General features: G+C 71.1%; 23 protein-coding genes and 1 pseudogene. 15 read left to right on the forward strand and 9 right to left on the reverse strand.

What is annotated here, in order from left to right:
- Positions 1 to 5: 5 nt before the first annotated feature.
- From F4558_RS25440 to F4558_RS25450, 3 genes are all read right to left on the reverse strand, one after another.
- The gene (locus F4558_RS25440) at positions 6 to 902 is read right to left on the reverse strand and encodes a helix-turn-helix domain-containing GNAT family N-acetyltransferase (RefSeq protein ID WP_167946222.1); all 897 of its coding nucleotides are present in this window, start codon (positions 900 to 902) and stop codon (positions 6 to 8) included.
- 10 nt (positions 903 to 912) lie between these two features.
- Entirely contained in the window at positions 913 to 2076 is a 1164-nt protein-coding gene (locus F4558_RS25445) for a low temperature requirement protein A (RefSeq protein ID WP_167946224.1), read from the reverse strand.
- Between the two features lie 75 nt (positions 2077 to 2151).
- Positions 2152 to 2949: an SAM-dependent methyltransferase gene (locus F4558_RS25450; protein ID WP_157552139.1), complete on the reverse strand. Its 798-nt coding sequence runs from the start codon at positions 2947 to 2949 to the stop codon at positions 2152 to 2154.
- Between the two features lie 142 nt (positions 2950 to 3091).
- Here F4558_RS25450 and F4558_RS25455 point away from each other — a divergent pair, with 142 nt between their 5' ends.
- Positions 3092 to 3556: a DUF8243 domain-containing protein gene (locus tag F4558_RS25455; RefSeq protein WP_053652076.1), complete on the forward strand. Its 465-nt coding sequence runs from the start codon at positions 3092 to 3094 to the stop codon at positions 3554 to 3556.
- An 18-nt stretch (positions 3557 to 3574) separates the two neighbouring features.
- Here the strand turns inward: F4558_RS25455 and F4558_RS25460 are convergent, their stop codons facing one another.
- Positions 3575 to 5974, reverse strand: coding sequence for a glycoside hydrolase family 65 protein (locus F4558_RS25460; protein ID WP_167946226.1), 2400 nt, complete (start codon positions 5972 to 5974; stop codon positions 3575 to 3577).
- A 168-nt stretch (positions 5975 to 6142) separates the two neighbouring features.
- Here F4558_RS25460 and F4558_RS25465 point away from each other — a divergent pair, with 168 nt between their 5' ends.
- Positions 6143 to 6775, forward strand: a complete 633-nt coding sequence (locus F4558_RS25465) for a phosphatase PAP2 family protein (RefSeq protein ID WP_167946228.1) — start codon at positions 6143 to 6145, stop codon at positions 6773 to 6775.
- Here F4558_RS25465 and F4558_RS25470 read toward each other — a convergent pair.
- Positions 6768 to 7553, reverse strand: coding sequence for a prepilin peptidase (locus F4558_RS25470; protein ID WP_376767599.1), 786 nt, complete (start codon positions 7551 to 7553; stop codon positions 6768 to 6770). The two genes, F4558_RS25465 and F4558_RS25470, sit on opposite strands and share 8 nt — an antisense overlap.
- 595 nt (positions 7554 to 8148) lie before the next feature.
- Between F4558_RS25470 and F4558_RS25475 the strand changes: the two genes are divergently transcribed.
- The 12 genes and pseudogenes from F4558_RS25475 to F4558_RS25530 form a co-directional block, all read left to right on the forward strand.
- Positions 8149 to 8715 carry a hypothetical protein gene (locus F4558_RS25475; RefSeq protein ID WP_167946232.1) on the forward strand — a complete coding sequence of 189 codons (567 nt, stop codon included), beginning with the start codon at positions 8149 to 8151 and terminating at the stop codon, positions 8713 to 8715.
- The gene (locus tag F4558_RS25480; RefSeq protein WP_053652071.1) at positions 8709 to 9647 is read left to right on the forward strand and encodes a hypothetical protein; all 939 of its coding nucleotides are present in this window, start codon (positions 8709 to 8711) and stop codon (positions 9645 to 9647) included. The genes F4558_RS25475 and F4558_RS25480 overlap by 7 nt, the downstream gene beginning before the upstream one ends.
- 25 nt (positions 9648 to 9672) lie before the next feature.
- Positions 9673 to 10329: an SAF domain-containing protein gene (locus F4558_RS25485; protein ID WP_053652069.1), complete on the forward strand. Its 657-nt coding sequence runs from the start codon at positions 9673 to 9675 to the stop codon at positions 10327 to 10329.
- A 2-nt stretch (positions 10330 to 10331) separates the two neighbouring features.
- Entirely contained in the window at positions 10332 to 11132 is an 801-nt protein-coding gene (locus F4558_RS25490) for a CpaE/TadZ family protein (protein ID WP_167946234.1), read from the forward strand.
- Entirely contained in the window at positions 11122 to 12654 is a 1533-nt protein-coding gene (locus tag F4558_RS25495; RefSeq protein WP_167946236.1) for a TadA family conjugal transfer-associated ATPase, read from the forward strand. Before F4558_RS25490 ends, F4558_RS25495 begins: the two co-directional genes overlap by 11 nt.
- Positions 12655 to 12658: 4 nt before the next feature.
- Entirely contained in the window at positions 12659 to 13561 is a 903-nt protein-coding gene (locus tag F4558_RS25500; RefSeq protein WP_167946238.1) for a type II secretion system F family protein, read from the forward strand.
- A gap of 40 nt (positions 13562 to 13601) precedes the next feature.
- Positions 13602 to 14477 (forward strand): type II secretion system F family protein, encoded by an 876-nt coding sequence (locus F4558_RS25505; protein WP_167946240.1) that lies wholly within the window; start codon positions 13602 to 13604, stop codon positions 14475 to 14477.
- A 23-nt stretch (positions 14478 to 14500) separates the two neighbouring features.
- A complete protein-coding gene (locus tag F4558_RS25510; RefSeq protein WP_053652060.1) occupies positions 14501 to 14704 on the forward strand; it encodes a hypothetical protein in 204 nt (67 codons plus the stop codon).
- 5 nt (positions 14705 to 14709) lie between these two features.
- Entirely contained in the window at positions 14710 to 15153 is a 444-nt protein-coding gene (locus tag F4558_RS25515; RefSeq protein WP_167946242.1) for a TadE/TadG family type IV pilus assembly protein, read from the forward strand.
- Positions 15150 to 15617, forward strand: a complete 468-nt coding sequence (locus F4558_RS25520; protein WP_167946244.1) for a TadE/TadG family type IV pilus assembly protein — start codon at positions 15150 to 15152, stop codon at positions 15615 to 15617. The genes F4558_RS25515 and F4558_RS25520 overlap by 4 nt, the downstream gene beginning before the upstream one ends.
- Complete coding sequence (locus F4558_RS25525) at positions 15614 to 16057, forward strand: pilus assembly protein TadG-related protein (RefSeq protein ID WP_053652056.1); 444 nt, start codon at positions 15614 to 15616, stop codon at positions 16055 to 16057. Before F4558_RS25520 ends, F4558_RS25525 begins: the two co-directional genes overlap by 4 nt.
- Before the next feature lie 15 nt (positions 16058 to 16072).
- A pseudogene (locus F4558_RS25530) lies at positions 16073 to 17218 on the forward strand (LysM peptidoglycan-binding domain-containing protein); the annotation flags it as partial.
- A gap of 684 nt (positions 17219 to 17902) precedes the next feature.
- Here F4558_RS25530 and F4558_RS25535 read toward each other — a convergent pair.
- Positions 17903 to 18757, reverse strand: a complete 855-nt coding sequence (locus F4558_RS25535) for a Rieske (2Fe-2S) protein (protein ID WP_167946246.1) — start codon at positions 18755 to 18757, stop codon at positions 17903 to 17905.
- A gap of 198 nt (positions 18758 to 18955) precedes the next feature.
- Between F4558_RS25535 and F4558_RS25540 the strand changes: the two genes are divergently transcribed.
- Positions 18956 to 19720, forward strand: coding sequence for a crotonase/enoyl-CoA hydratase family protein (locus F4558_RS25540; RefSeq protein ID WP_167946248.1), 765 nt, complete (start codon positions 18956 to 18958; stop codon positions 19718 to 19720).
- An 84-nt stretch (positions 19721 to 19804) separates the two neighbouring features.
- Here F4558_RS25540 and F4558_RS25545 read toward each other — a convergent pair whose 3' ends face one another.
- The 3 genes from F4558_RS25545 to F4558_RS25555 all read right to left on the reverse strand — a co-directional run bounded on the left by F4558_RS25545 (position 19805) and on the right by F4558_RS25555 (position 26337).
- Positions 19805 to 23506 (reverse strand): discoidin domain-containing protein, encoded by a 3702-nt coding sequence (locus F4558_RS25545; RefSeq protein ID WP_209273399.1) that lies wholly within the window; start codon positions 23504 to 23506, stop codon positions 19805 to 19807.
- A 178-nt stretch (positions 23507 to 23684) separates the two neighbouring features.
- Positions 23685 to 25352, reverse strand: a complete 1668-nt coding sequence (locus tag F4558_RS25550) for a glycoside hydrolase family 13 protein (protein ID WP_167946250.1) — start codon at positions 25350 to 25352, stop codon at positions 23685 to 23687.
- Positions 25353 to 25449: 97 nt separating this feature from the next.
- On the reverse strand, positions 25450 to 26337 hold the full coding sequence (locus tag F4558_RS25555) for a carbohydrate ABC transporter permease (protein WP_053652049.1): 888 nt from the start codon (positions 26335 to 26337) through the stop codon (positions 25450 to 25452).
- Positions 26338 to 26345 lie beyond the last annotated feature (8 nt).

The following is a 26345-nucleotide window of genomic DNA, read 5'->3' on the forward strand; positions in this document are numbered from 1 at the left end:
GCCTGTCACTGTCCCAACTGCTTTTCGAACCAGTGGTGTGCGTAGTGCTCGATGTTGTACGCCTCGATCTCCCGGTAACCGGTCGCCCGGTACATGGCGATCGCCTCGGTGAGGTTGCGATTGGTGTCCAGTCGGACGGCGGTTGCTCCATGCTCGGCGGCGTAGCGTTCCAGCTCGCCCAGCAGCCGCCGTCCGACGCCGAGCCCTCGGAGGGTGTCGGCCACCCAGACGCGTTTGATCTCGGCGGGTGCGTGGCGGTGAAGTTTGACGGCACCGCAGCCGACGGGCTCGCTGTTGAGGGTGGCGAGCAGGAGCACGCCGGCGGGTGGGACGAGTGCCTCGTCCTGGACGGGGTTGCTGAGTGCGGGGTCGAAGCCGCCGTCGAAACGTCGTGCGATGTCCCGGGCGTACGCGCGCAGGCACGCCCTGGCCCGTGGATCGCTCGGCGGGCACGGCTCGATGACGACCATCGAGCCGATGAGCAGTCGTTCGACCTCGGCCATGGCGGCGACGAGTCGTTCGCGGCGGTGATCGGTGAGGGGTTCGAGGATCGAGGCGGCGAGCGCGTCGGACCGCTTGTCGAGTTGGCTCCACTCGGCCCGGCCTGCGTCGGTGAGCTGGGCTGTACGTACCCGGCCGTCGCCGCTGGCGTGGTCGGCCGGCCCCACGGTGATCAGCCCGTCGTTCTCCAGGGCGCGCAGGAGTCGGCTCAGATATCCCGAGTCCAGACCGAGGCGGGCTCGCAGTGCCGCGACCTCGGCGCTGGCGGGGCCGATCTCCCAGAGCAGGCGGGCCTGCCCCAGCGGGCGCCCCTGGGCCATGTATTCGTCGTCGAGGGCACCGACCCGTTGGGTGACAGTCCGGTTGAACCGCCGGACGGCGGCGATGAGCCCAGAGTCCATAAGCCTGACTTTAGTCAGAGGATCGCGTGCGGCGGTAGGACGTGATGCCGGCGCGGTCCAGCACGACCACCACGAGCAGCACACTGACGGCGGTCGCGCTGACCGCCACCAGGGGCAGCCGCAGGACGACCGACGCGCTGGCCAGCACGAACAGGGCGGCCACCCGCAACCACGAGAGCCGCCGGTGGATCGCCAGCGAGAAGAGGATCCGCCCGGCCAGGAACAGCATCGGACCGCCCACGATGACGACGACAGCCGTCGTGTCGCCGGCCTGCGTGGGGTGAGCGATGCTCAGTTCCGCCCCGACGGCGGTGACCACCAGCCCGGCGATCATCACCAGGTGCAGGTATGCCGTGATGACGCCGAGCCGGGACGGGTCGGCATGCTCGATGGCCGCGCCCAGACGCAGGCCGGCGGGCGTCACGTAGAGCAGACCGATCAACACGGCGGTGGCGAAGACCAACAGGAAGGCGGCGGTCGCCGGGAGGTGCAGGCTTGTGTCGGCGTACGTGAGGCCGGCGACCAGCACAAGTTCACCGAGCGCGATGATCATGATTTGCTGGTACCGCTCGGCGTAGTGCTCGCCGGCGAGGTGTAGTTCCCGCTGCCGGGCGCGTCCCAGCGTAGGAGTGGGCCAGCCCAGCCGCGGCCCGACGAGGTCGAGCGCGAGGGCGAACACCCACAGCGGCACCCGCCAGGCCGGCAGGAACGCGCCGGCCAACCACGGCACGGCGGAGACGCTGAACCAGCAGAAGATCCGCAGGGTACGGCTCTGTAACGGATGGCCGCGCATCGCGAAGGTGGTGACCGCGCCCCGGGCGACGTGAACCGCGACGTACGCGCCAGCGAAGAGCACGGCCCGCCCGTCCAGCGCCTGCGGAGTCGCCACCCCGGCCAGCAGGCTGCCCAGCGTGGCACCGATCAGAAGCGACCGCACCGCCGGGCTCTCCGGGTCGTACCAGTCGGCGAACCAGGCGGTGGTCACCCAGATCCACCAGATCCCGGTCAGCAGCAGCGCGGTGCGCAGCGCGCCGGCCAGCGTGAGGTCGTGCAGCAGATGCTGGGCCAGCTGGCTGAGCGCGAGCACGAACGCCAGGTCGAAGAAGAGTTCCAGGAAGGACGCGCTGAGCGGCACGTCCCGCCCCCGCAGCAGCCGATCGGGCCTGCTCGCCATCGGCGCTCCTCCCGGGTGGCACGCACGCCCTGCGTCCGTCGTACCACCCGGGGCTCGCCGTCGACGGCGAAACGGTCAGCGGCGGATGCCGACCCCGGCGTAGCCATGCGAGTCCACGAGATCAGGTTCGGTGTCCGGCCGCCACTGGGTGGTCTCCACCAGGCCGGGCTCCACCAGGTCGTACCCGGCGAAGAAACGCAGCGTCTCGGCGTGGGTGCGGGGCACCAGCGGGGCACTGCTGTTGCGGTATATCGCCTTGCCACGTTCGGCCAACTCGGGCGGGATGCCGTCCAACGTCAGATGCGACAGCGCCAGGTGGCTGCCGGGCACCGTGGCGTCCCGCAGCCGGGCGACGGCACCCCACGGGTCGTCGTCATCCGACACGAAGTGCAGCACCGCGAGGAGCAGTACGGCCACCGGGCGGTCCAGGTCGAGCGTGCCGCGTAACGCCGGGTGGTCGAGCAGGTCCTCGGGCCGCCGCAGGTCACCCCGCACGACAGCAGTGCCGGGCACGTCGACCAGCAACTCTCGGGCGTACGCGACAGCGACCTCGTCGTAGTCGACGTACACCACCCGGGAGTCGGGTGCCACGGCCCGCACCACCTCGTGCACGGTGCCCTGGGTGGGCAGGCCGGCACCGATGTCCAGGAACTGGCGTACGCCCTGCTCGGCGGCGAAGCGGACGGCCCGGCGCAGGAAGTGCCTGTTGGTCTGGGCGGCGGCCCCGGTCTCCGGAAAGATCTCCAGGACCCGTTGGGCGGCGGCCCGGTCGACGGCGAAGTTGTGGCTGCCACCGAGGAAGTAGTCGTACATCCGGGCGACGTTCGGTTGGGCGGTGACGTCGGTGGTGTCAGGTGCCGGCTGGTCGCTCACGAGGGGTCCCTTCGACGCGGTCCGATCTCGATGTCTAACACCCGAGGCGATGACCCGCTGACCCCTCGTGTCGTTGATCCGGCTGCACCCCTGGTCAACGCCGACCACCTTGGGGGCACCGACGCACCGGGGAGGGACGCCGATGACCATTCAGCGGGAAACAGTGCGGGTCGACCACGACCTGTTCCGCGCCGTGTACGACTCGCCCGCCTCGTTGCCCGGCCGGCACCGGTGGACCACACCGGAGTCGGACGTCCGGCGGCTGGAGAAGCTGCTCGGCATGCCGGCGCGCAGCATCGGCGCACCGCTCTGGGTCAGCGGCGACGAACCGGACTGCCCGAAATGCGGCAGGCGGGTCACCTGGTACGACATCGTCTCGTCGGCGCTCTCCGGCCTGCACGACAAGAACATGATCGCCACCGTCATCCTCGGCGAACACAAGTACGTCAACACCGAGGTGCCCGCCGCCATCCCCGGCGTACGCTGCTCCGACTGCCACACGGCCATCGACGGTCTGCGCAGCTTCAAGTGCCACAACTGGGCGTACGCCTTCGAGGCGCTGGAGGCGGTCCGCGAGCGGATGGCCGGCGGCCTGCCGCCCGCCTGAGGGCGGGCGGCAGGGCGGTCAGGCGGCCGAGCGGCGGTCGGGGCGTCGACCCGGCGGGGAGGGTGGCTCCGGCCCGGGGTCGGGCACCGGCGGCATCGGCCGGGTGACAGGTTCCGCACCGGTGACACGCAGGTGCTCACCGTGGTGCCACAGCTCGACGGTGGCGTCGGGCGCGGCGTCGGGCAGCTCGTAGCGGGCCTCGGCCGGCGTCAACGTGACACTTAGCCGGTGGCCGCGCCAGCGCAGGCTGAACGCCAGCCTGTCGATCCGCCGGGGCAACCGGGGGTCGAAGGAGAGCACCCCACGGTCGTCGCGCAGCCCGCCGAAGCCCTGCACCAGCGCCAGCCACGCCCCGGCCAGCGAGGCCAGGTGCAGCCCGTCGGCGGTCTTGTCGCCAAGGTCGGCAAGGTCCTGCGTGACGGACTCGGCGAACAGGTCGTACGCCAGGTCGAGGTGCCCGACCTCGGCGGCAAGCACCGCCTGCGGGGCGGCCGACAGGGACGAGTCGCGGACCGTACGGGCCTCGTAGTAGGCGAAGTTGCGGGCCTTCTCCTCGGCGGTGAACTCGCCCGGGCAGTGCTGCATGGCCAACACCAGGTCGGCCTGCTTGACCACCTGCTTGCGGTACAGCTCCAGGTAGGGGAAGTGCAGCAGCAGCGGGTAGTCGTCCTCGTCGGTGTCGGCGAAGTTCCACTCCGGCTGCCTGGTGAACCCGGCGGCCTGCTCGTGCACCCCGCCCTCACTGTCGTACGGGATGAAGAGCGCGTCGGCGGCGGCCCGCCAGCCGGCGATCTCGGCCGGGTCCACGCCGAGCCGCCCGGCGGCGTCGGAGTGCCGCTCGGCTGCGTCCGCCGCGCCCCGCAGGTTGCGCCGCGCCATCAGGTTGGTGAAGACGTTGTCGTCGCCGAGCGCGGAATACTCGTCCGGGCCGGTCACCCCGTGCAGGTGGAACTCGCCGGTCTCCGACCAGTGGCCGTAGCCGTGCCAGAGCCGGGCCGTCTCCACAAGCAGGTCCAGCCCCGCCTCGGCGAGGAACCGCTGGTCGTCGGTGACCGCCACGTAGCGCAGCACCGCGTCGGCGATGTCCGCGTTGACGTGCAGCGCTGCGGTACCGGCCGGCCAGTAGCCCGAGCACTCCCGGCCGCCGATGGTCCGCCACGGGAACGTCGCACCGGCCAGCCGCAGCTCGGCCGCCCGCTCCCGGGCCTCCGGCAGGTGGCTGTGCCGCCAGGCCAGCGCCGAGCGGGCCACCGCCGGCGCCAGGTAGGTGAGCACCGGCAGCACGTACGTCTCGGTGTCCCACATGACGTGACCGTCGTAGCCGTTGCCGGTCAGGCCCTTGGCCGAGATGGTGCGGTCGCCGTCCGGGCGGCCCGCCTGGATGAGGTGGAACATGGCGAACCTGATCGCCTGCTGGAGTTCCGCGTCGCCGTCGAGCAGCACGTCGGCGACCTGCCAGGCGGCGTCCAGGCTGGCACGCTGGTCGGTGAGCAGGGCGTCGAAGCCGTCCGCCCGGGCGGCGTCCGCCTCGGCGACGACCAGGTCGGCCAACTCGTCGACCGGCGGCCCGTCGACAGGCCCGCACTCGTACGCGGCGAACTTCGTCAGCCGCAGCCGCTCGCCCGGGTGCAGCCGGCCGGCCACTGTCAGGCGTACGCGGTCGGGGACGTCGTCGCAGGTGGTGGTCACCGTGTCCGGCGCGTCCAGCAGGTGGCTGACCGCCACGGCGACGCGCTGCTCACTGCGCCCGGTGCGGTGTACAAGCACCCCGTCGAGACCGTTCGCGTGATGCGCCTCGGCGGTCAGCGGATCGGTGGGCACCGAGGCGGCGCGCGGGTCGTCCGAGCGTTCCGGCACCCGCTCGTTTGCCAGCAGGTCCGAGCAGACCCGCAGCTCGACGGGGGCGTCCAGCGGCTCGACCTCGTACCGGACGGCGGCGACCGGGCGGCGGGGCAGGGACACCAGCCGGGTGCTGCGGATCAGCACCCTCCGCCCGGCGGGCGAGGTCCACTCGGTCTCCCGGCGCAGCACACCCGTGCGCAGGTCGAGCACCCGCTCGTGTCGGTGCAGCGTTCCGGTGCTGATGTCCAGCGGCTCGTCGTCTACCCACAGCCGGATGAGCGCGGCGTTCGGCGCGCTGATGACTGTGTCGTTGGCCTGCGGAAACGCGTACCCCTCCTCGGGGTAGGTCTGTTCGCGCCGCTCGTGCAGGCCGTTGACGTAGCTGCCCGGCATCTCACCGGGCGCCCCCTCGTCGAGGACGCCTCGCCAGCCGACCCACCCGTTGCTCAACGCGAAGATCGACTCCGTCTCGCCGAGCCGGTCCAGATCAGCCCCGCTACGCCTGATCTGCCAGGTTTCGTCGTCCACCGTCCCAGCGGTGGGCGGCGGTTGGTCGGTGGCCGAACTGGTGTGCACGGAGCCTCCTGGGTGCCGACATCTTCTGACGAGCCAAGCAGAGACGCCTGTGCGGTTGCTGGACGAAAGTCGAGGGGTTGGCCTGACCTTCGGCCCTGCGGTGCCCGCTGGCGCGTTCCTACGTTGTCTCCAACATGAAGGCGGTATGAACATCAGGTGAGGTGATTCATGGCCGACACCGGCAGCATTGACGTTCCGGAGATCAGCGTCGAGTGGTACCACGACGTGGTCGACGCCGCCGCCGACAGCCCGCAGGCGGTGCAGTGGTTCGTCGGGCACGCCACCGAGGGGGTGATCCTGCTGCTCGGCGCGCTGCTGCTGGCGGCCGCGCTGAGCCGCCTGGCCGGCGGCCCGCACAACCGGGCACTCGCCCTTGTCGCGCCGCTGCCGACCCTCCTGGCGTACGCGGGCAGCGAAGGGCTCAAGACCGTGGTGGACGAGGACCGGCCGTGCCGGACGATCGGACAGGCGATCATCGCGGGCGCCTGTCCGCCACCTGGTGACTGGTCGTTTCCCAGCAACCACGCCACAGTTGCGGGAGCCCTGGCGGTCACCACGCTGCTGCTCTCCCGCCGGCTCGGCCTGCTCGCACTGCCGCTGGCAGCGCTTGCCGCCTTCTCCCGCGTCTTCGTGGGCGTGCACTACCCGCACGACGTGATAGCGGGTGTCCTGCTCGGCGCCCTGGTCGCCACGGTGGTGACCCCGCTGCTGGCCCGCCCGGCCGCCGAGGCGCTACGCCGTAGGGCCGACCGCGCCCGCGCCCAGAACCCGCGGTCAGGTGATCGAGAGGTGGTCAGGTGACCAGCAGCAGGGCGCCCACCGTGCCGAGCAACAGGAACGGGCCGAACGGCAGGTGGGTGGACCAGCGCGCCCGCCTGGCCGCCAACAGACCAATACTGACCAGGGCGGACAGCCCGAAGGCCAGCAGCAGCCCGAGCACCACTACAGACCAACCGCACCAGCCCAGCAGCGCGCCCACACTGAGCGCCAGCTTGGCGTCGCCGAGCCCGAAGCCACGCCTGCCGAGCAGCAGCGTGCTGGTGGCAAAGAGCAGCGCCAGCCCCGTGCCGGCGGCGACGGCCCGCAGCCAGGGTGCCGGTTCGGCGTAGGCCAGCGCGGCAGCACCGAGCAGCAGCCAGGTGCCGGCCGCCGCCGGCAGGGTGAGCCGGTCGGGCAACCGGTGCACGGCCAGGTCGACGAGCACCGCCGGAATCGTCCACCCGAGCCACCAGGCAAGCGCCGGCAGCGCCCCGCCGGCCGGTCCGACGAGCACCAGCAGCACCACTGCGGCGAGCGCGGCCACCTCGACCGTTCCGGGCGGCGGTCCGACCCGGGCTCGACAGCGACCGCAGCGGCCGACCGGGGCGAGCGCCGGCCAGGGCCGGGTCAGTCCGATCGGTTCGCCGCAGGCGTCGCAGCCGGTCCGGCTTTCGGTGCCCGACGGTACGGCGTAGCGCAGGGCGGCCAACCGCAGCAGCGGGCTGACCGACAGGGCGGCCAGGACCGCCGAGAGCCGGCCGGCCGGGCTCCGATCGGGTTGGCAGTGCTGGCCCGGCGCGGCCGTCGAAGGGCCGGTCAGTGCCATGTCGGTCCCACCGACGGGTCGACATCCCCCGCGTAGGCGAACACGTATCGTGACTGAACGATCGCTCTGGTGTAGCGGATGGCGCGGAAAGCGACCTTGAACTTCGGCCCGACGGCCGCACCGCCGACCCTGTCGACGCCGACCACCGAGCCCGACCGACCCCCTCGCCAATCGACCCTCGACCCCGTCGGGATGCCGGGATGAGGACGCGATGTCCCACTCCCGAGCCCGCCGGAGATCGTCCGGCAGCCCACTCCGACCCGGCGAGGCCCGAGCGAGGCCCAACCTCCGGCCGACCGTCGCCCGCAGCGCAGCACGGACACCCGCCACCACCACCCATCATCACGCAGCGTGTTCAGTTGAATTGCCTCTGTTGCATCAGCGGACGTCAGCTTATGCTCGCCCCTTGAGTGTGACGCAAGCCTCACTCCATCGACCGAACAACACGGGACATCGCATTTGTAAAGATCCGTAACGGTGAATGTGGAAGCGCAATGAACGGCTTCGGATGGGCTCATCCGGGCGCGCTTCCGTATGCCCTGCGGCGGTGACCCCCTCGCCGCCAGGCGATCACGAGGAGGGCTCGACGGTGCGCGGACGGCAGCTCAGAAGAGCGGCAATCTGCCTGCTGGTGACCGTCGCAGCGGTGCCGGTCGCCGCCTGCGGCAGCGAACGGGAGACCGTCAAACGGCCGACGGTGCCACGGGGCATGGACCGACAAGCGGATTCGGACGCCGATCGACTGGCTGCGGAAAAGGCTGCGCTCGACGCATATGCCGGTTATCTCGCGGCTTCACGCGCAGCGAGTGGACGCAGCGATCCGCATGCGCCGGAACTGTCCCACTTTCTCGCCGATCCACTGCTGACCCGGGTCCAGATGTCCATTCTCCAGGCCAAGGAGCACGGCGCGATGCGTACCGGGACGTTGAAATCCGACCCGACCGTCACCTCGGTCAGCCTGGACTCGAAGCCGGCCACAGTGGAGATCCAGGACTGCCTGGACGCGACCGGCTACCGACTGGTCTACGCCAAGGACCGACGGGTGGTCCCCGGCAGCGGCGGCGGCAGGCACCTGGCCACCGCCACCGCCACCCGCTATCCGGACGGCCGATGGCTGATCAGCTCCGGCGCGGCACACCAGGACCAGCCGTGCTGACCCGGGGAGGAAAGGGCACCCCGGTCGGTCGGATGCTCGCCGGCGTCGGCATGGCTCTGCTGCTGGTGGTCGGCGCGACCCTGCCGGCCGCCGCCGCCCGCCGCGCCGACCCGGGCGTGGAGTGCCCACCCGGCCAGCCCGACTGCAACGTCTGGGACGACGAACCCGGCACCCCCGGCGGTCCCGGTGGCGGCGGAGACAACGGTGGCGGGGACTCCGGCGGAGGCGGAGGTGGTGGTGTCTGCCAGTGGGCGGGTCGGACCATCCCCTGCTACCACGAGGCGCTCGGCTGGTTCGACAACGGCAGCGGTTGCTACTACAAGCTCGCCCAGCCGCAGAACGAGGCGCCCGAAGGTCAGCAGTGGTACGTGGAGACCTGCAACGGCGGCGACCTCGGTGCCCAGAACGTGGTGCTGCGCAGCGCCCCGCCGCCCGGCTTCGGCGCACCACCCGACCCGGAGGAGTTGGCCCGGCGGGCACTCGCCTCGATCAAGCTGCTGCCCGCGCGGCTGCGGGTGGCACCCCGCAAGGACATCGGCCCGGGCCTCGTCGGCCTCCCGGTCTGGATGTGGGCCACACCGAGCGCCAGTTACTTCGGGCCGCTAGGCGCGTCCGCGTCCGACAGAGGGTTGACAGTCACCATCGAGGCGAAGGTCGACCGGATCGTCTGGGACATGGGCAACGGCGACAAGGTCACCTGCACCGGCCCCGGCACCCCGTACGACGCGAAGGGCAGGCGCGCAGGCCGGCCCTCCCCGGACTGCGGCTACCGCAACGGCTACCCGAAGGCCGGCACGTACCGGGTGGGTGCCACAACGTTCTGGACGGTGCGCTGGTGGACCGGCGGCGGCGTCGAGGGCGAGATCGCCCAGACCCGGACCAGTGGCACCGTGCCGGTCCAGATCAACGAGCTCCAGGTGGTGACCAGGTGAGAAGCGAGCGAACGGAGCATGACCGGTGAGTCTGGCGACGCGTAACGGGGCCGGGCAGGTGGACGCGCCGGTCAGCCCGCCGAAGGTGGTACGGCAGCGCCGGGTTCGCCCCGGGCTGCTCGGCCTGGCCGTACTCCTGATCGCCCTGGGTGGGCTGGGCGCCGCGTTCGCGGTCACCTCGGTCCGTGCAACGGGCAGCTATCTCGCGGTGGCACGGCCGGTGGAGGTGGGGCGGGAGATCAGCGCCGCCGACCTGATCACCGTCCAGGTCGCCGGTGGGCAGGGGCTGGACCCGGTGCCCGCCGCCCGGTTGAACGAGGTGGTCGGCAAGCGGGCCGCCGTGGCCCTGCTCCCCGGCACCCTGCTCACCCTCGGGCAGGTCACCGACGCCCCGCTGCTCGGTCCGGGTCAGCAGCAGATCGCGCTGGGCCTGAAGCCCGCGCAGGTTCCGGCGCGTGAACTGCACCCCGGCGACAAGGTCCTGCTGGTCAGCACGCCGGACGACAACGCCACCGGGGCGACCGCCACCGGCACCCGGTTCGCGGCCACCGTGATCGACATGGTCAGCCCGACGGACAACGAGAGAGTGCTGTACCTGGCGCTCCCCGTCCGGGACGTACCCGCCGTGGTGGCCCTGGCCGCCCAGGAGCGGCTCGCCGTCGTGCTTACCGAGGCGGCCTGAGGATGGCGATCATCGCGCTGGTGTCCGCGAAGGGTTCGCCCGGGGTGACCACCTCGGCGCTGGCCTGCGCGCTGGCCTGGCACCGCCGACTGGTCCTGGCCGAATGCGACCCGGCCGGCGGGTCGATCCTCGCCGGATATCTCGGTGGCCAGTTGGACGGGCCGCGCGGGATCGGCGAACTGGCAGTCGGGGAGCTGCGGGACGGCAACCTGGAGACGGCGTTCTGGTCGCAGCTTGTCGATCTGGACGCGCCACGCCGGGAACGGCTGCTGTTGCCCGGCCTTGTCGACCCGGCCCAGGCCGGCAGTGTCACACCGCTCTGGCAGCGCTTCGCGGACTACTTCACCGCATTGGACCGCGGCAACCCCGGCTACGACGTGCTCGTCGACTGCGGTCGCCTGCATGTCACCGGCCCACCGTTGCCACTGCTGCGGGCCGCCTCTGTGGTGCTGCTCGTGACCCGGGCCCACCTGCCGGACCTGTCCGGAACGCGAGCTGTGGCCACCGCCCTCGAACGGGACTTCGCCGACCACCGGGTGCCGCCGGGCACGCTACGGCTGCTGCTGGTCGGCGACGGGCACGGACGTACCGAGATCAGCCGCGCGTTGAAACTGCCTGTCATCGCCCGACTGCCGCACGATCCGCGTACCGCGCAGGTGCTGGCCCTTGGTGGCACGGTGCGGTCCGGACGGCCGCTGCTGCGCGCGGCCGCCGGCTTGGAGGTGCCGGTCGGCGCGCTGCTGGAACGACGGCGGGCGCGACTTGCCTGGCCGGTGCAGCAGGTGGTGCCCGATGCGGTTTGAGCCGGTCTCCGCCGACCCGCGTCAGCAGCCGCCGGGTGCGACGTCCACGGCACCGCCGCTGCCCACGCCGAACGGCCGGCACCATCCACCGCTACCGACCCCGGTCCCCGCCGTCAACCCGCCACCGGAGCAACCCCGACCCCGGACGGACTTCCAGGTGGTGCGGGAGCTTCGCCGCGAACTGACCGAACGCCTCACCCTGTGGCAGCGCGGCCGGGAGTTCACAGTCGACGAGGAGGACACCGAGCGGGCGCGACTGGCCGTCGCTGTGGTCTCCGAGTACGCCGACGCGGTCCGCCGGGCAGGTACGCCGATGGCCGCAGGCGAGGAGCGCCTGCTGCTCGACCAGGTGACAGCCGAACTGGTCGGGCTGGGCCGGCTACAGACCCTGCTTGTCGACGACACCATCGAGGAGGTGCACATCCTCGGTTGCGACCAGGTGCGCATCACCAGGCACGGCGGTGGGGTGGACTGGGCCGAGCCGATCGCCGACAGCGACGCCGAGTTGGTGGAGATCCTCCAGGCGGCGGCCCGGCGGGCCGGCGCGACCGAGCGGTCACTGTCCACAGTGAAGCCGACACTCGACCTGCAACTGCCCGACGGCAGCCGGCTGGCCGCGGTGTTCCTGGTCAGCCACCGCCCGTACGCGGTGATCCGCAAGCACAACACGCTGGACGTCAGCCTGGACGACGTGGCCGGCGCCCGGGGCGACCTGGACGAAATGATCGACCCCCTGCTGCGCGACTTCCTTCGTGCGGCGATGCGCGCCGGGTTGAACATCATGGTGGCCGGGTTGGCCGGTGCCGGAAAGACCACGATCATCCGGGCGTTGATGAACGAGATCCCGCCCGACGAGCCGTACGTGCTGCTGGAGGAGAGCCGGGAGTTGCTGCCGGCACGCCGCCGGGAGCGGCACCGGGCGGTGATGAGCTTCGAAGCCCGCGAGGGGCACGGCGAGCGCGGCTTCGACGGCCGGCCTGCGGGCGAGGTGACGATCGCCGACCTGATCCCGCTGTCGCTGCGGATGGGCGTACTGCGGATCATCGTGGGCGAGGTGCGCTCCCGGGAGATCGTGCCGATGCTCCAGGCGATGACCACCAGCCGCGGTTCGATGTGCACGATCCACGCCCGTACGGCCTCCGGGGTGGGTGAACGCATCGTCGAGTTGGCGCTGGCGCACGGCCGCGAGATGACAGTCGACCAGGCCCGGCGGATGGCCGGCAACGCCCTCGACCTGATCGTCTACGTCACCGTCGAGGACGAGACAGCGATCGGCGGACGCAAGCACCGGTTCGTCTCCCATGTGGAGGAGGTGATCGGGGCCGGTGAGGCCGGACGTATCACCACCACGAGCGTCTTCGGGCCGGGCGCGGACGGGCGTGCGGTCCCTCAACACCTGCCCGAGCGGGTCCGCGACCAGTTGCTGCGTGTGGGCTACGACGCACGGCTGCTGACCCGGTGGATCGAGGCCGGCACCGGAGCGTGGCGTCGCCCCCGACAGACCCGACTGGGCCGGCGGTGACGTGATGGGAAACAGCCTTGAGTTGATCGCCGTGATCTCCGGGGCCGCCTGTGTCGCCGGACTGCTGCTGGCCGTGGTCGCGCTTGTGGGCACCCGCCGGCCCGCCGGCCCCGGTCCGGGCGCGGGTCCCGGCCTTGCTCGACTGTGGCGCGGATCCAGCCCCAACCCCGCCGAGCAACGCGCCCATCAGGCACTGCTGCTCGCCGCGGTGGTGGCCGGCGCGCTCGCCTTCCTGTTGACCGGGCTGCCGGTGGTGGGTCTGCTGGTGGCTGTGGCGGTGCCCGGCACGCCGTGGCTGTTCGCGGTGGGCAAGGCCGAGCAGCGCGCCATCGCCCGCATCGAGGCGGTCGGCGAGTGGACGCGCCGCCTCAAGGACGTTTCCGGCATCGGGCAGGGCCTCCAGCAGTCCATCATCGGCACGATCGGCAGCGTGCCACCGGGCATCGAGGACGAGGTACGGCTGCTCGCCGCCCGGTTGCAGGCCGGCTGGACGGCGCGTACCGCGTTGCTGGCCTTCGCCGACGAGATCGGCGACCCGGTCTGCGACCAGGTGGTGGCGGCGTTGATCCTGCACCTGAGCGATCGGGGTGAACGACTCGGTGACGTGCTCGGCTCTATCGCCGGCGCGGCGGCGGCGGAGGTCGCCACCCGCCGGGAGATCGAAGCCAAGCGCACCCAGCCCCGGTTCGCGGTCCGCTTCCTGACCGGCATGACCCTGGCGACCCTGGCGTACGGGCTGGTCAACACCGAGTACATCAAGCCGTACGGCACACCGACCGGCCAGGTGGTGATGGCCACCCTCGGCGCGGCCTTCATCGGTCTGCTGGCCTGGGTCCGTTCGATGAGTCAGCCGCAGCGCCCGGCCCGGTTCCTGCCGGCTCCGGACCCGCAGGAGGTGCTCGCGTGAACGCGAGCAACGCGGGCCCGCGCGGCGGAGGTGAGCACCGATGATCGTCCTCAACTGGCACCTCGCCATCGCTGTGTGCGGCGGGGCCACCATCGGGTTGGGGCTGTTCCTGGTGATCCGGGAGTTGGTGCCGGCGACCCCGGCGCTCGGGCCGGCGCTGCGCCGGTTGCACCAGCCGCCCAGCCTTGGCCGGGTCGCCGCTCCCACGTCCCGGCAACCGGACTGGTTGACCGGGCTGGCCCGCTGGCTGCGACCGCCGCACCGGCAGCTCGCCCTGATCGGTCAGACCTCCGAGCAGTACGCGCTGTCGGTGCTGCTCTCCGCGCTGATCGGGCTGGCCACGCCTACCCTGCTCGGCGTCGCGCTGTTCGTGCTCGGCATCTCGTTTCCCCTTGTCATTCCGGTGCTCGGCAGCCTCGGCATGGCGCTGGTCGCCGGGCTGCTGGCGCACCGGGCGGTGCTGACCAAGGCGGACGCCGCCCGGGACGAGTTCCGGCAGGCCGTCTGCACCTACCTGGACCTGGTGGCGTTGCAACTGTCCGCCGCGCACGGTCCTGTGCAGTCGTTGGAGCGGGCCGCCGCGGTCTGCGACGGCTGGGTCTTCGACCGAATCCAGGAGTCCCTGCGGATCGCCCAGATGCAGATGCACGCGCCCTGGGACGAACTGCGCGACCTCGCCGACAAGATCGGCATCCCGGAGCTGGGGGACGTCGGCGCGATCATGCGGTCCTCCGGCAGCGAGGGCGCGCAGGTGCACGAGACCCTGCGCAGCAGGGCCGACTCGTTGCGCGACCAGATCCGCACCGACAACCTCGCCCGCGCCGAGGGCGTGACCAGCCGACTCGACATCCCGGGCGCACTGCTCGTCTTCGTGCTGCTCGGCTTCGTCGTCTATCCGTTCCTCGCCCGAGTCTGACCCGATCCCAGAAGGAGTACGCCATGTCCCTCATCAGCTACCTGCACGTCGTGCTGACGACGCGCCTCGCCGAGGTGCGCCGCGACGGCGAGCGCGGAGACAGCCCGGTCCCGACCGCTGTGATCATCTTCGGTCTGGTCTTCGTGGCGACAATCGTCACCGGCCTGGCCCTGAGCAAGGCCAACGACTGGATGACGAACATTCCGACCCACACGAACCCGAAGTAGCAAACATGCGCGGAGCCGCGTACCCGTGCTGGTGCCGGGCGGTGTCGACCGCCCGGCGCCGGCTCGTGGCCGGCGACCGGGAGCGGGGTGCCAACCCTGTGGAGTTGGCAGTGGTGATGCCGCTTATCCTGCTGCTGCTGTTCGCGTCGATCCAGGTCTCGGCCGTCTTCCTGGCCCGCTCCACGGCGTTGAACGCCGCGCAGAGCGGGGTCAACGCCGAGCGGCTGTACCAGGCGCCCGACGGCGCCGGGGCGGCAAGCGCCACCCGGTTCCTGACCGCCTCGGGCGGCTGGCTGGTGGGCTGGGACAAGAACGCCCCGAGCTGCGTGACCACCGAGGTCGAGGTGACCTGCACGGTGCGCGGCCGGTCCCTGTCGGTGGTGCCCGGCGTGAACTTCGCGGTGCAGCAGACCGCCCACGGAACGGTGGAGCGGGTGACCCAGCCGTGAACCGTCCCGCCGAGCGCGGCTCGGTCTCCATCGAGGTGGCGGTGCTCGCGCCCGCGTTCATCGCGCTCATGGTGCTGGCCGGTGTGGCCGGGCGCAGCGCGGTGGCCGCCGAGGCGATCGACGCTGCCGCGCACGACGCCGCCCGCGCCGCGTCGATCTCCCGGGACGCCTCCACCGCCCGCGCCCAGGCCCGTGAGGCCGCCCGCAACCAGCTGGACTGGCGTGGTCTGGCCTGCACCAACACCCCCACGCTGACGTTCACCGGCTCGGTGCAGGGCCGGGCCACGAGCTTCGACGACGCCTTCCGCAGCCCCGTCGGGCAGGACGCCACTGTCACCATCCAGGTCGCCTGCCGGGTGTCCTTCCGGGACCTGAGGCTCGGCGCGCTGCCCGGCATGCCGACCGACAACCGCGTAGTGGCGAGCTTCACCTCACCCCTGGACCGCTACCGGAGCCGGCAATGAGCACCCCGACAGGTGTACGTCCGCTAACCGACGACCACGGCCGGGTGAGCATCTTCCTGGCTGTGGCGATGATCGGCGTACTGGCCATCATCGGCCTCTCCTTCGACGGCGCCGGGCAGCTGCGCACCCTGCATCGCGCCGACAACCTGGCCGCCGAGGCGGCACGCGCGGGCGGGCAGGCCATCGACCGGGCGACCGCGATCGAGGGCGGGCCGAAGCGGATCAACGAACCGCAGGCACGCGTCGCGGTCGCCAACTACCTCTCCGCCGCCGGCACCACCGGCCACACAGTGAGCTTCCCGCGCATCGCCGGGGAGACCGTCGTCCAGGTACGCGTCACGATCACCTACCGCCGCTCGATGCTCGGGCTGTTCGGCTTCGCCGACCGGGTCACCGTCACCGGCGAGGCCACCGCGCGGGCCATCACCGCAGGACCGTAGGAAGGGAAGGCAGCCATGTCCGCATCGGATCGGTCCGCGGTACGCCGGACCGGACGTATCCTCACCGGCTTCGGCGCGCTTGTCGTGCTCTGCGCCCTGGTGGTCGGCGCGCCGATCGCGCTGCTCGCCTTCGCCGGCAACCCCCTGCCTGATCACCTGCCCACCTTCGCCGAGGTGGGCACGGCGCTGACCAGCCGGGACGACGGTCAGCTCTTCCTGCGGGCGTTGGCGCTGGCCGGATGGTTCGGCTGGGCCACGTTCACCTTCTCCGTCCTGGTCGAGCTGGGCGCGCAGACCTTGCGCCGGCCTGCGCCGAAGCTGCCCGGGATGAGCCGCCAGCAGAAGGCCGCCGCCGCGCTCGTCGGCTCGGTCGCGCTGATCCTCGTGGCCAGCCCGGCCGCCGCCAGCGCCGCAGCCGTCTACGGCACCCCGGCGTACGCGAGTCCGGACGCGGCAGCCGTCGCCACCCTCGCCGCGCCGAACCGTCCGAGCGCGACGCACGACACGGCGGTCCCGCTGACCCGGACCGGGTTCACCGCCCCCGGTGACTCCCCCGCTGACGAAGAAGCTACGCCGATGTACCGCGTGGCAAGGGGCGACTACCTCGGCACTGTGGCCGAGCGTTACCTGGACGAGTTCGGCGACTACCGGCAGCTCGCCAAGCTGAACAAACTCGACGACCCGGACCGCATCCGCCCCGGCCAACTGCTACGGCTCCCCAGCGAGGCCGCCGACCAGGGCGCACGGCGGCACGCCACCGGGAAACTGGTCGGCCAGCCTGCCGCACCCAAGCCGCCGGCACCGCGACCGGCGCCCGAGCAAACCGCCCCGGAGCAGACGGCACCGGAGCGGGAGGCACCGGAGCAGGGGGCACCGGAGCGGACCGCACCGGAGCGGGTGGAGACGACACCCCGCAGCGGTACGGAATCGGCGGGCCAGGCACCCACGATGACGGTCGGCGCAGCCCGGGCCGGTGACACCGACGGGGTCAACCGACCGCTGGCGGTGTCCGCCGTGTTGGCCGTCGCGAGCATCGTCGGCGCCCAGATCGGTGCGGTGCTCGGCCTACGCCGCCGCCCGGCGACCGCCGGGGCGGCTCCCCGGTTGGCCACGTCCTCCCGCACCCCCCGGACCAGAACACCAGCAACGCGCTACAACCGCGCGGCGATCGGCAGCGGCACGGTAGCTCGCGACGGCCGTGCAGCATCTCGCGGCGACAGCGGGGTAGCCCGCGACGGCCGTGCAGCATCTCGCGACGGCGGCGGGGTAGCTCGCGAGGGCCGTGCAGCATCTCCCGATGGCGGCGGGGTAGCTCGCGGCGGCAGCGCGGTTGCTCGCGGCAGCGGGATCGCACCTACTGGCAGCACGGCACCTGCCAGCCGCGGCACGCCGCCCACCGGTGGACCGAGTTGGGTTGGCGACGACGCTTGGGCAGGCGACAGTGCCGAAGGCCAACTGTTCGCCAGCGGGCATGACCTGGACTCCGTACCGGACGGACCATCGGTCGGCCGCCACCGGCGCAGCTGAACGGACCGTCGGCCCGCCGGCACCGACGCAGCTGACCCAAACATTGAGCTCGGCGACGGTGCGGGTCACGCGCCGAGGGCTCCCGGGGCAGGTGTCCGGAGAGCGTGATACCTCAGAGTCATCTTGATACCTCAGAGTCATCATCGTCGTCGGCAACACCGGCTCCCGGGAGCGAAGCACCGGCGTCGGGCAAGCGAGGCAGATCGGGCAGTGCCAGGCAGGGCCAGGCCGGGCAGTGCCAGGCAGGGCCAGGCCGGGCAGTGCCAGGCAGGGCCAGGCCGGGCAGGGCCGGGCCAAGCAGGGCCGGGCCGGCGGGTGTCAGGGCAGGCGGGTTTGGAGCACGCCGTTCTGGATGCGGGTGGGCAGGATCTGTTGGTCGCTGCCGGAGGGCCCCTGCACTACCTCGCCCCCGTTGAGCCGGAACGCGCTGCCGTGCCACGGGCAGACCACGCAGGCGTGGCCGTCGATCTCCTGCACCTCGCCCTCGCCGAGCGGCCCGCTCTGGTGCGGGCACCGCTCCAGCATCACTGTTACCTCGTCGCCGTGGCGATAGAGGATCACCGAAATGTCGTCGTCCACCTCGCGGGTGATCAGCGTGCGCTGCGGCAGCGTGGCCATGTCGGCCAGCGAGTGCCAGCCGTCGCTCATCCGGTGCAGCTCGGAGATGCTCTGGTTGACCTGGGCGCCCTGCTTGTAGGCCAGGTGGCCGCCGATGTATGCCCCGAGGCTCACGGCGGAGAGCCCGAGGAAGCCGAGGGCCCTGCCCACGCCGTGACGGCCGGATAGACGTGCCGCAAGTGAGCCGGCGTAGAGGCCGACGCCGACAGTGTTCGCGGCGGCGTGCACCAGGCCGACCCGACGCTGGTCCCGGGAGAGCGCCGCCCAGTCGTTCAGCCCGGCCACCGCCGCGGGCAGCGCGCTCACCGTGCCCAGGCCGACGAGCACTGTGGCCGGCCGGCGCTGGCCCGGCATCAGGTCCAGCACTGCGGAACTGATCCACGCACCTACCGGCACCTGCACCATCGCCGGGTGCAGTGGATGCCCCAGCGGCACACCGTGCAGCAGGTCCCGCAGCCGCCGCGGACGCAGCGTGCTGAGGACCACCCGCTGCAACCGGTCGCCCGTCCGGTCCAAGCCGGCTGCCTGCTCAACTTTCGTCAGAAGTGCTCGCACCCGTACCGACTTCCCAGCGAACGCGGTCGCAAACCGCCCAACAGTGGCAATCCCCCACCGCCACCACCCCAGCTTCTCGCCGATCTTGCAGTTGCTGCCCTGGCAATCGCGTACACCTCGGGCATTTGGGCGACCGAAACTGCACGATCAGCGTGGGTGGGGGTGGGGACCTTGAGTGGGGTGGGCATGCTGGGCTTTATGGGTGTTCTTGTGGAGCGTTCGGGGCCGGTGACGACTGTGGTGCTGGACCGGCCGGAGGCGCGCAACGCTGTGGACGGGCCGACCGCGCGGGCCCTCGCGGACGCCTTCCGCGCCTTCGACGCCGACCCGGACGCGGCGGTCGCCGTGCTCTGGGGAGCGGGCGGCACGTTCTGCGCCGGCGCTGACCTCAAGGCGATCGGTACGCCGAGCGGCAACCGGGTCGAACCGGAGGGCGACGGTCCGATGGGGCCCACCCGGATGGTGCTGGGCAAGCCGGTGATCGCGGCGATCTCCGGGTACGCGGTGGCCGGCGGGCTGGAGTTGGCGCTCTGGTGTGACCTGCGGGTCGCCGAGTCCGACGCCACGCTCGGGGTGCTCTGCCGCCGTTGGGGAGTGCCGTTGATCGACGGTGGCACGGTCCGGCTGCCCCGGCTGATCGGGGAGAGCCGTGCCCTGGACCTGATCCTCACCGGCCGTCCGGTGCCGGCCGACGAGGCGTTCGCGATGGGGTTGGTCAACCGGTTGGTGCCGCCGGGCCAGGCGCGGGCGGCAGCCGAGGAGCTGGCGGCCCTGATCGCCAGGCACCCGCAGACCTGCCTGCGCAATGATCGGGCGGCGGTGCTGGCCGGGGCGGGCCGGCCTGAGTCGGAGGCCATGGCGACGGAGTTGGCGTACGGGATGGAGTCGCTGGCCACCGACGCGGCGGCCGGCGCGGCCAGGTTCGCCGCCGGCGCCGGCCGGCACGGCGCCGCGGCGGACTGACGCCAAGCCGGGCGGTGTGGTCACCCGTGTGTCGAGTGGCCACACCGCCCGGGGAACCGACCGCCGCCCGGCGACCGGGCTGGGTCAGTTGCGGTTGATGGTGAACGTCGAGGTGGGGTTCTGGATGTCTACAGCGTTGTTGCTCAGCCGCAGGTTGTTGAAGGTGACCGACCCGACGGCCGGACCCTGCCCTGCCTCCGGCATCGGGTTGGCCCAGATGGCGAAGCCGGACTTCGCGTCGTAGGCATCACCGCTCTTGCGCGCCCCGCTGATCGACACGTTTGTGAAGACCGTGTCGGTGATCGGGTTCTGCGGCTGCCCGCCGACGTAGTTCGTCTGGAACATGATGCCGCTGTAGGTCGGGTCGACGATGTCCACGTCGCTGACCCGGATGCCCTGGAACACCTTCGAAGCGGAGAAGACCCAGATCGCCGGGAAGGTCTGCCCTCCCCAGAAGTGCCCACCGGCCCGGACGATCGAGATGTTCTCGAACCGGGTGGGTGGGCTCGCTCCGAAGCCGTTCATGGGGTAGCCGAAGTCGAGTGAGCTGATGGTGATGCCGGCGTAGACGAGCGTGTCCGCGATGTAGATGTTGCGGAACGTGTTGCCGTAGCCGCCGTAGACGGCGACACCGGCGGCCCGCCAGGTCAGCGTCGACGTCAGGTTCTCGTAGACGTTGTCCCGCATGTCCGCGCCGCCCGCGTCGATGGCCGAGAACAGCGCGAAGCTGTCGTCGCCGGTGGCCCGGGCGTCGTTGTTGCTCACCAGGTTGTTGGTGCTCCCGTTGGTCATGTTGATGCCGTCGGCGAACATGTTCCGGATCCGGGAGTTCTTGATCGTCATGTAGTCGGTGTTGGCGCCCCAGTAGAGGCAGACCATGTGCTCGTTCCAGATGTTGTCGATCACGATGTTCGACACGTTGGCGAAGTCGAAGACCTTGCCGGGGCCGTCGATCCGCGAGGTGTAGTTGCCGAAGTAGGCGAAGTTCGCGAACGACGACCCGGCCGCCGAGTTCTCCGCCCGGAAACCGATGTCGGTGTTGTCCTGCCCGGACGGGGCGTTGAACCGGGTGTACCAGGGGCCGGCGCCGGTCACCTTTACCGCCTTGCCGTACACCTGGAACTTCGACGAGGTGGAGTAGTTGCCGGCCGGTAGGTACACGCCGATCAGGTTGCCTGTGGTGTCCATCCGCACCCGGTCCAGGGCGTTCTGCACGTCCTGGTGGGTGAAGCCGGTCGGCGTGGTGTAGCGCGCCGGGTCCGGGTTCGCGATCGGTGCCACCTGCTCGGTGTTCATGAAATCGATGGCGTACGTGGTGGTGTTGGCCGGGTCCTTCTGGAGGCGGATCCTGCTGCCGGCCGGGATCGTCGAGTTGAGCATGACGTTGGCTTCGTCGTAGATGTGCCGCGGGCTGCCCGCGCTCGGCGAGTTGCCAGGGCTGGCCTCATTGCCGTAGAGCCAGGCGTAGCGGGACGTCAGGTCGATGGCCTTGTGGAAGGTGCCGTTGACGTAGACGTTGAGCGTGGAGTTGATCCCGCCGCCGCCCGGCGCGTCCGGGATGGAGAACCTGGTGACGAGGGTGTTGGTGCTGGCCCTGGTGGTCCACTCGACGTAGCTGCCTGTCGAGTTGAGGGTCACCGCGCGCCGGCCGGACGCCTCACCGGCCAGATCGCCGACGGTACGGTTCGGGCCGACGACCGTCGCGCCGCCGCCGACCACGCCGTCCTCGGCCTCGTACATGTCGTACGGCATGTTGGCACCGCGACCGACGAAGAACGGACGGTCACTTGTGTTGTTGCCCTGCTTGACGGGCAGTTCGTTGCCGTCGGCGGCGAGCACCACCCGGACCGTGTACTTGCCGTTCACGGCCGTCCAGGTGCCCAGGTTGACCGGGCCGACGGTGGCCCCGGCGTTGATCACTCCGGAGTACGAGCCGGTCAGGGTACGCACGGCGGTGCCGGCCTCGTTGAGCACTGTGAGCGTGATGCCGTGCGCCCCGGAGGCGGACGCCACGCTGCCGGCGTTGCGTACCGACACCGAGAAGGTGACGGTGTTGCCAGCTGCCGGGTTGCCCGGTGACCAGGCGACCGCCGAGGCGACCAGGTCGGAGCTGGCGACCGGGCTGACCACAAGAGGGCTTGGGCTGGTGTAGCTGTTGTTGGTGTCGTCCTGCTCGACGACGGTGTTGCTCTCGTCGACCTTCGCGCTGAGCGGGTAGCTGCCCGCGTCGCGGGTCCCGATATTCGCGCTGACAGTGGTCGACGCGCCGGCCGCGAGGCCACCGACGGACGCGGTGCCGACCCGGGTCGCACCGAGGTAGAAGTTGACGTTTGTGGCACCGGAGGCCGCCGAGCCGGCGTTGCGCACTGTGGCCGACAGGGTGACGGCACTCGTCTCGACGGGCGCGGACGGGCTGAACGACATGCCGGTGACGGTCAGGTCCGGGTTCGGTGCGGGAGTGCCGATGACCTGGAACTCGGCCACCTGTCCGGCGGGCGCGCCGGTGTTGGAGGCGATCGAGAGCCGTACGTCGGCAGCCGCGCCCGACACCGGGATGGTGACAGTGTTGCCGGTGGCGGGGTTGAAGGTGTAGTTCGCGGCACCCACAAGCGTGGTGAACGTCGACGAGCCCTGGTCCCGGCCGAGGACTGTGATGTTCTGGGTACGCGTGCCCCAGGCCGAGTCCGGGTTGAGCTTCAACACGATCTGGCTGAGGCTGGCGTTGGCACCGAGTTGCACGGTGATCGTGCTCGGGTTGCCGTTGCCCTCCCAGTAGGTGGCCGTGTTGTTGTCGTTGGCGTTGGTGGCCACGAACGTGTGGACGTACCCGGAGGCGGTGATCGGTTTGCCGACCGCGAGGTTGGTGCCGACCGGCGGGTTGCCGGTGCCCGTCCGGGTCACTGTGTTGCTGTTCGCCGACTGGTTGCCGGCCGCGTCCCTGGCCCGCACGTAGTACGAGACGGTGGCGCTGTCGGGCTGGTTGTCGGTGTAGGTCAGCGTCGAGCCGTTGACGCTGCCGCGCAGCGCGCCGCCCGCGTAGACGTCGTAACCGGTGACCCCGACGTTGTCGGTGGACGCCGACCAGGTGAGCCGGATCTGGCCGCTGGCGGGCTGGGTGTAGGCCAGGTTGCCGGGGACGCTTGGCGCCTGGGTGTCGGGGCTGCTGGCGGCGCCGTACACCTCGACCTCGGAGAGCTGGGCGGCGGGCCAGCCGGTGTTGCCGGTGACCTGGACCCGCACGTAGCGGGTGCTGGCCGCGGTGAAGCTGGCGGTCGCGGTGTTGGCGGTGCCTGGGTCGAAGGTGTAGTTGCCGGACGCCTTCAGCGTGGTGAAGGTCGAGCCGTTCGTGGAGCCGAGCACCGACAGCGTCTGGGTACGGGTCTGCCAGGCCGACGACGGCGGCAGCTTGAGCACCACCCGGTCGACGCTGACGGTGGCGCCCAGGTCGGCCTGGATCCACTGTGGGAACGCGTTGTTGGCGCTCTCCCAGTAGGTGTCGGCGTTGCCGTCGTTGGCGTTGGCCGCCACGTAGTTCTGGTTGTAGCTGCTGGCGCTCATCGTGGCGGAGAGCCCGGCGAGCATTGCCGCGCGGGCGGCGGACGCGGACGCGGCGACCGCCGGGGCCGCGCTGGCCACGGGGGTGAGGGCCGGGGCGGCGGCGAGAAGCATCCCGGCGAGCGCGCTGGCGATCAGCCGGCGGTGAACGGGTCGTCGGGCCGTGCGGGTGGTGCGGGGACCGGTCGTGCCGGTCGGTGGGGTGCCTCGTCTGGTGCCGTTTCTGGACATGGGTCGCTTACACCTCTTTCGGGGGTGGTGGGGTGCGTTGCGTTGCCCGGTGACGGGTGCGGAGATACGCCCGTCGTGCCGCGACAGGTGGAGACGGTGCGATGGTGGGTGGGCCGTGTCGGTTCGGCGTCGCAGGTTCCTCGTTTTCTCCTCTCTCTCGATACGTCCGCCGGTCGGGTCAGGTCAGGTCGGCGCCGTCCGCCGCGCGCGGCTTGCCCGCCAATTCGGGGGTACGCAGCCAGACGGCCGTGTCGGACGGCAGCAGCCCGTCGTCGAGTGGGCCGCTGGCCAGCAGCAACTCCCCGTCGGGTGGCAGCGGCACCGCAGTGTCGGAGAGGTTGACCAGGCAGTGGAAGCCGTCGCCGCGGCTGAAAGCGAGTACGCCGTCCGGGGCGGGCAGCCAGGTCAACCCGCCGTCGCCGAGCGCCGGTTCGGCGCGTCGGAGCCTGATCGCCGTCCGGTACAACTCCAGCATCGACGTTGAGTCGCCGGTCTGCGCACGGGCGGTCCGGTCCTTCCAGTCGGCCGGCTGCGGCAGCCAGGGCGCCGCCGCGCCCTCAGGGCTGAACTCGAACGGCGGCTCGTCACCGGCCCACGGCAGCGGCACCCGGCAGCCGTCCCGGCCGGGGTCGACCCGGCCGGAACGTTCCCACATCGGGTCCTGGCGCAGCGCGTACGGGATGTCCTCGACCTCCCACAGTCCCAGCTCCTCGCCCTGGTAGACGTAGGCGGCGCCGGGCAGCGACAGCGACAGCAGCGCGGCGGCCCGCGCCCGGCGGGTGCCCAACTCCAGGTCGGTGGGGATCCCCTCACGCTTGGCGGCGAAGCTGAACGTGGTGTCCGCCCGGCCGTAGCGGGTGACGTGCCGGGTGACGTCGTGGTTGGAGAGCACCCAGGTGGCGGGGGCGCCGACCGGGGCGTGCGCGCTCAGCGTCCCGTCGATGCTCTCGCGCAACGCCGAGGCGTCCCAGGCGCAGCCGAGGAAGTCGAAGTTGAACGCCGCGTGCAGCTCGTCGGGGCGCAGGTAGTTGGCGAACCGCTGGCGGTCCGGCAGCCACACCTCGCCGATCAGCGCCCGGTCACCGGGGTACGAGTCGGCGACCCGCCGCCAGCCCCGGTAGATGTCGTGTACGCCGTCGAGGTCGTGGAACGGGTGCGGCTGGTCCGGCCGGACCTCGGGCAGCGTCCCGTCCTTGACCAGCAGCCCGGCCGAGTCGATCCGGATGCCGTCGACCCCCCTGTCGAACCAGAACCGCAGGATGTCCTCGAATTCGGCGCGTACCCGTGGGTGGTCCCAGTTGAAGTCCGGCTGCTGCGGGGCGAACAGGTGCAGGTACCAGTCGCCGGGGGTGCCGTCCGGGTTGGTGGTGCGGGTCCAGGTCTCGCCGCCGAACTCGCCGACCCAGTCGGTGGGCCGCTGGTCGCCGTTCGGGCCTCGTCCGGGACGGAACCAGAACAGGTCCCGCTCGGGTGCTCCCGGACCGCCGGCCAGCGCGGCCTGGAACCACGGGTGCGCGTCGGAGCAGTGGTTGGGCACCACGTCGACGATCGTCCGGATGCCGAGTTCGTGCGCCTCCGTGATCAGCGCCTCCACCTCGGCGAGGGTGCCGAAGACCGGGTCGATGTCGCGGTAGTCGGACACGTCGTAGCCGGCGTCCGCCATCGGCGACGGATACCAGGGGCTGAACCAGATCGCGTCGACGCCGAGCGCGGACAGGTGGTCGAGCCGGGACCGGATGCCTGCTACGTCGCCGATGCCGTCGCCGTTGCCGTCGGCGAAGCTCCGCGGGTACACCTGGTAGATAACCGCCCCACGCCACCACGGACTTTTGTCTGCTGTGGACACGAGCACCTGCTTTCTGCGTCAGTGCGTCGACGTGCTCGCCGACCTGTCTCTGTCTCGGAGCGAACCACCGTTGTTCGCCGCGGTGTTGCGGTGGTGGTCATCCCTTGAGGCTTCCTGCGGTCAGACCGGACATGATGTTCCGCTGGAAGACCAGGAAGATGATGACGGTCGGGATCGCGGCGATGACCGACGCGGCGATGACCACGTTCATCGGCGTACCGCCCGCGAAGGTGTAGATGCCGACGCTCACCGTCCTGGTCTCGGGTGACGGCATGACCAGCTTCGGCCAGAGGAAGTCCTTCCAGACCGCCGTCACGGCGAAGATCGAGACGACGCCGAGGATCGGGCGCGACAGCGGCAGGATGATCGACCAGAGCGTACGCAGCGGCGTCGCCCCGTCCACGAGTGCCGCCGCCATCAACTCCTCGGGAATCGAGTCGAAGAACCGCTTCAACAGGAAGATGTTGAACGCGTTCGCGACCATCGGCAGCCAGATCGCGAACGGCGAGTCGAGCAGGTTGATGTGCAGGATCGGCAGGTCGAGCACTGTCACGTACTGCGGCACGATGAGCACCATCGCCGGGATCATCAGCGTCGCCAGCATGAGGGCGAGGATCGTGTTGCCGAAGATCGGTCGGAGCTTGGACAGGGAGTACGCCGCCGCGCTGTCGAAGACGAGTTGGAACAGCACCGCGCCGGCCGCGTAGTAGAACGTGTTGAACAGCAGCTTGGCCAGGGCCAGGTTGTTCCACGCGTCGATGTAGTTCTGCGGCTGCGGGTCCTTCGGGAACAGCGTCGGCGGGGTCTGTGCGATCTCCTGGCCGGACTTGAGCGCGCCGGTGACCATCCAGTAGAGCGGGCCGAGGAAGACGAGAGTGAAACCGGCCACGACGACGGCCAGCAGCGCCCAGTAGATGACCCGGCCGCGCCCCCTGCTGAGCTGGGCATGGGAGATGAGGGTCCGGGTCCCGGAGTCCTGCGCCATTCTCGCCG

The sequence above is a fragment of the Micromonospora profundi genome (genome assembly GCF_011927785.1).
GTDB classification, from domain to species: domain Bacteria; phylum Actinomycetota; class Actinomycetes; order Mycobacteriales; family Micromonosporaceae; genus Micromonospora; species Micromonospora profundi.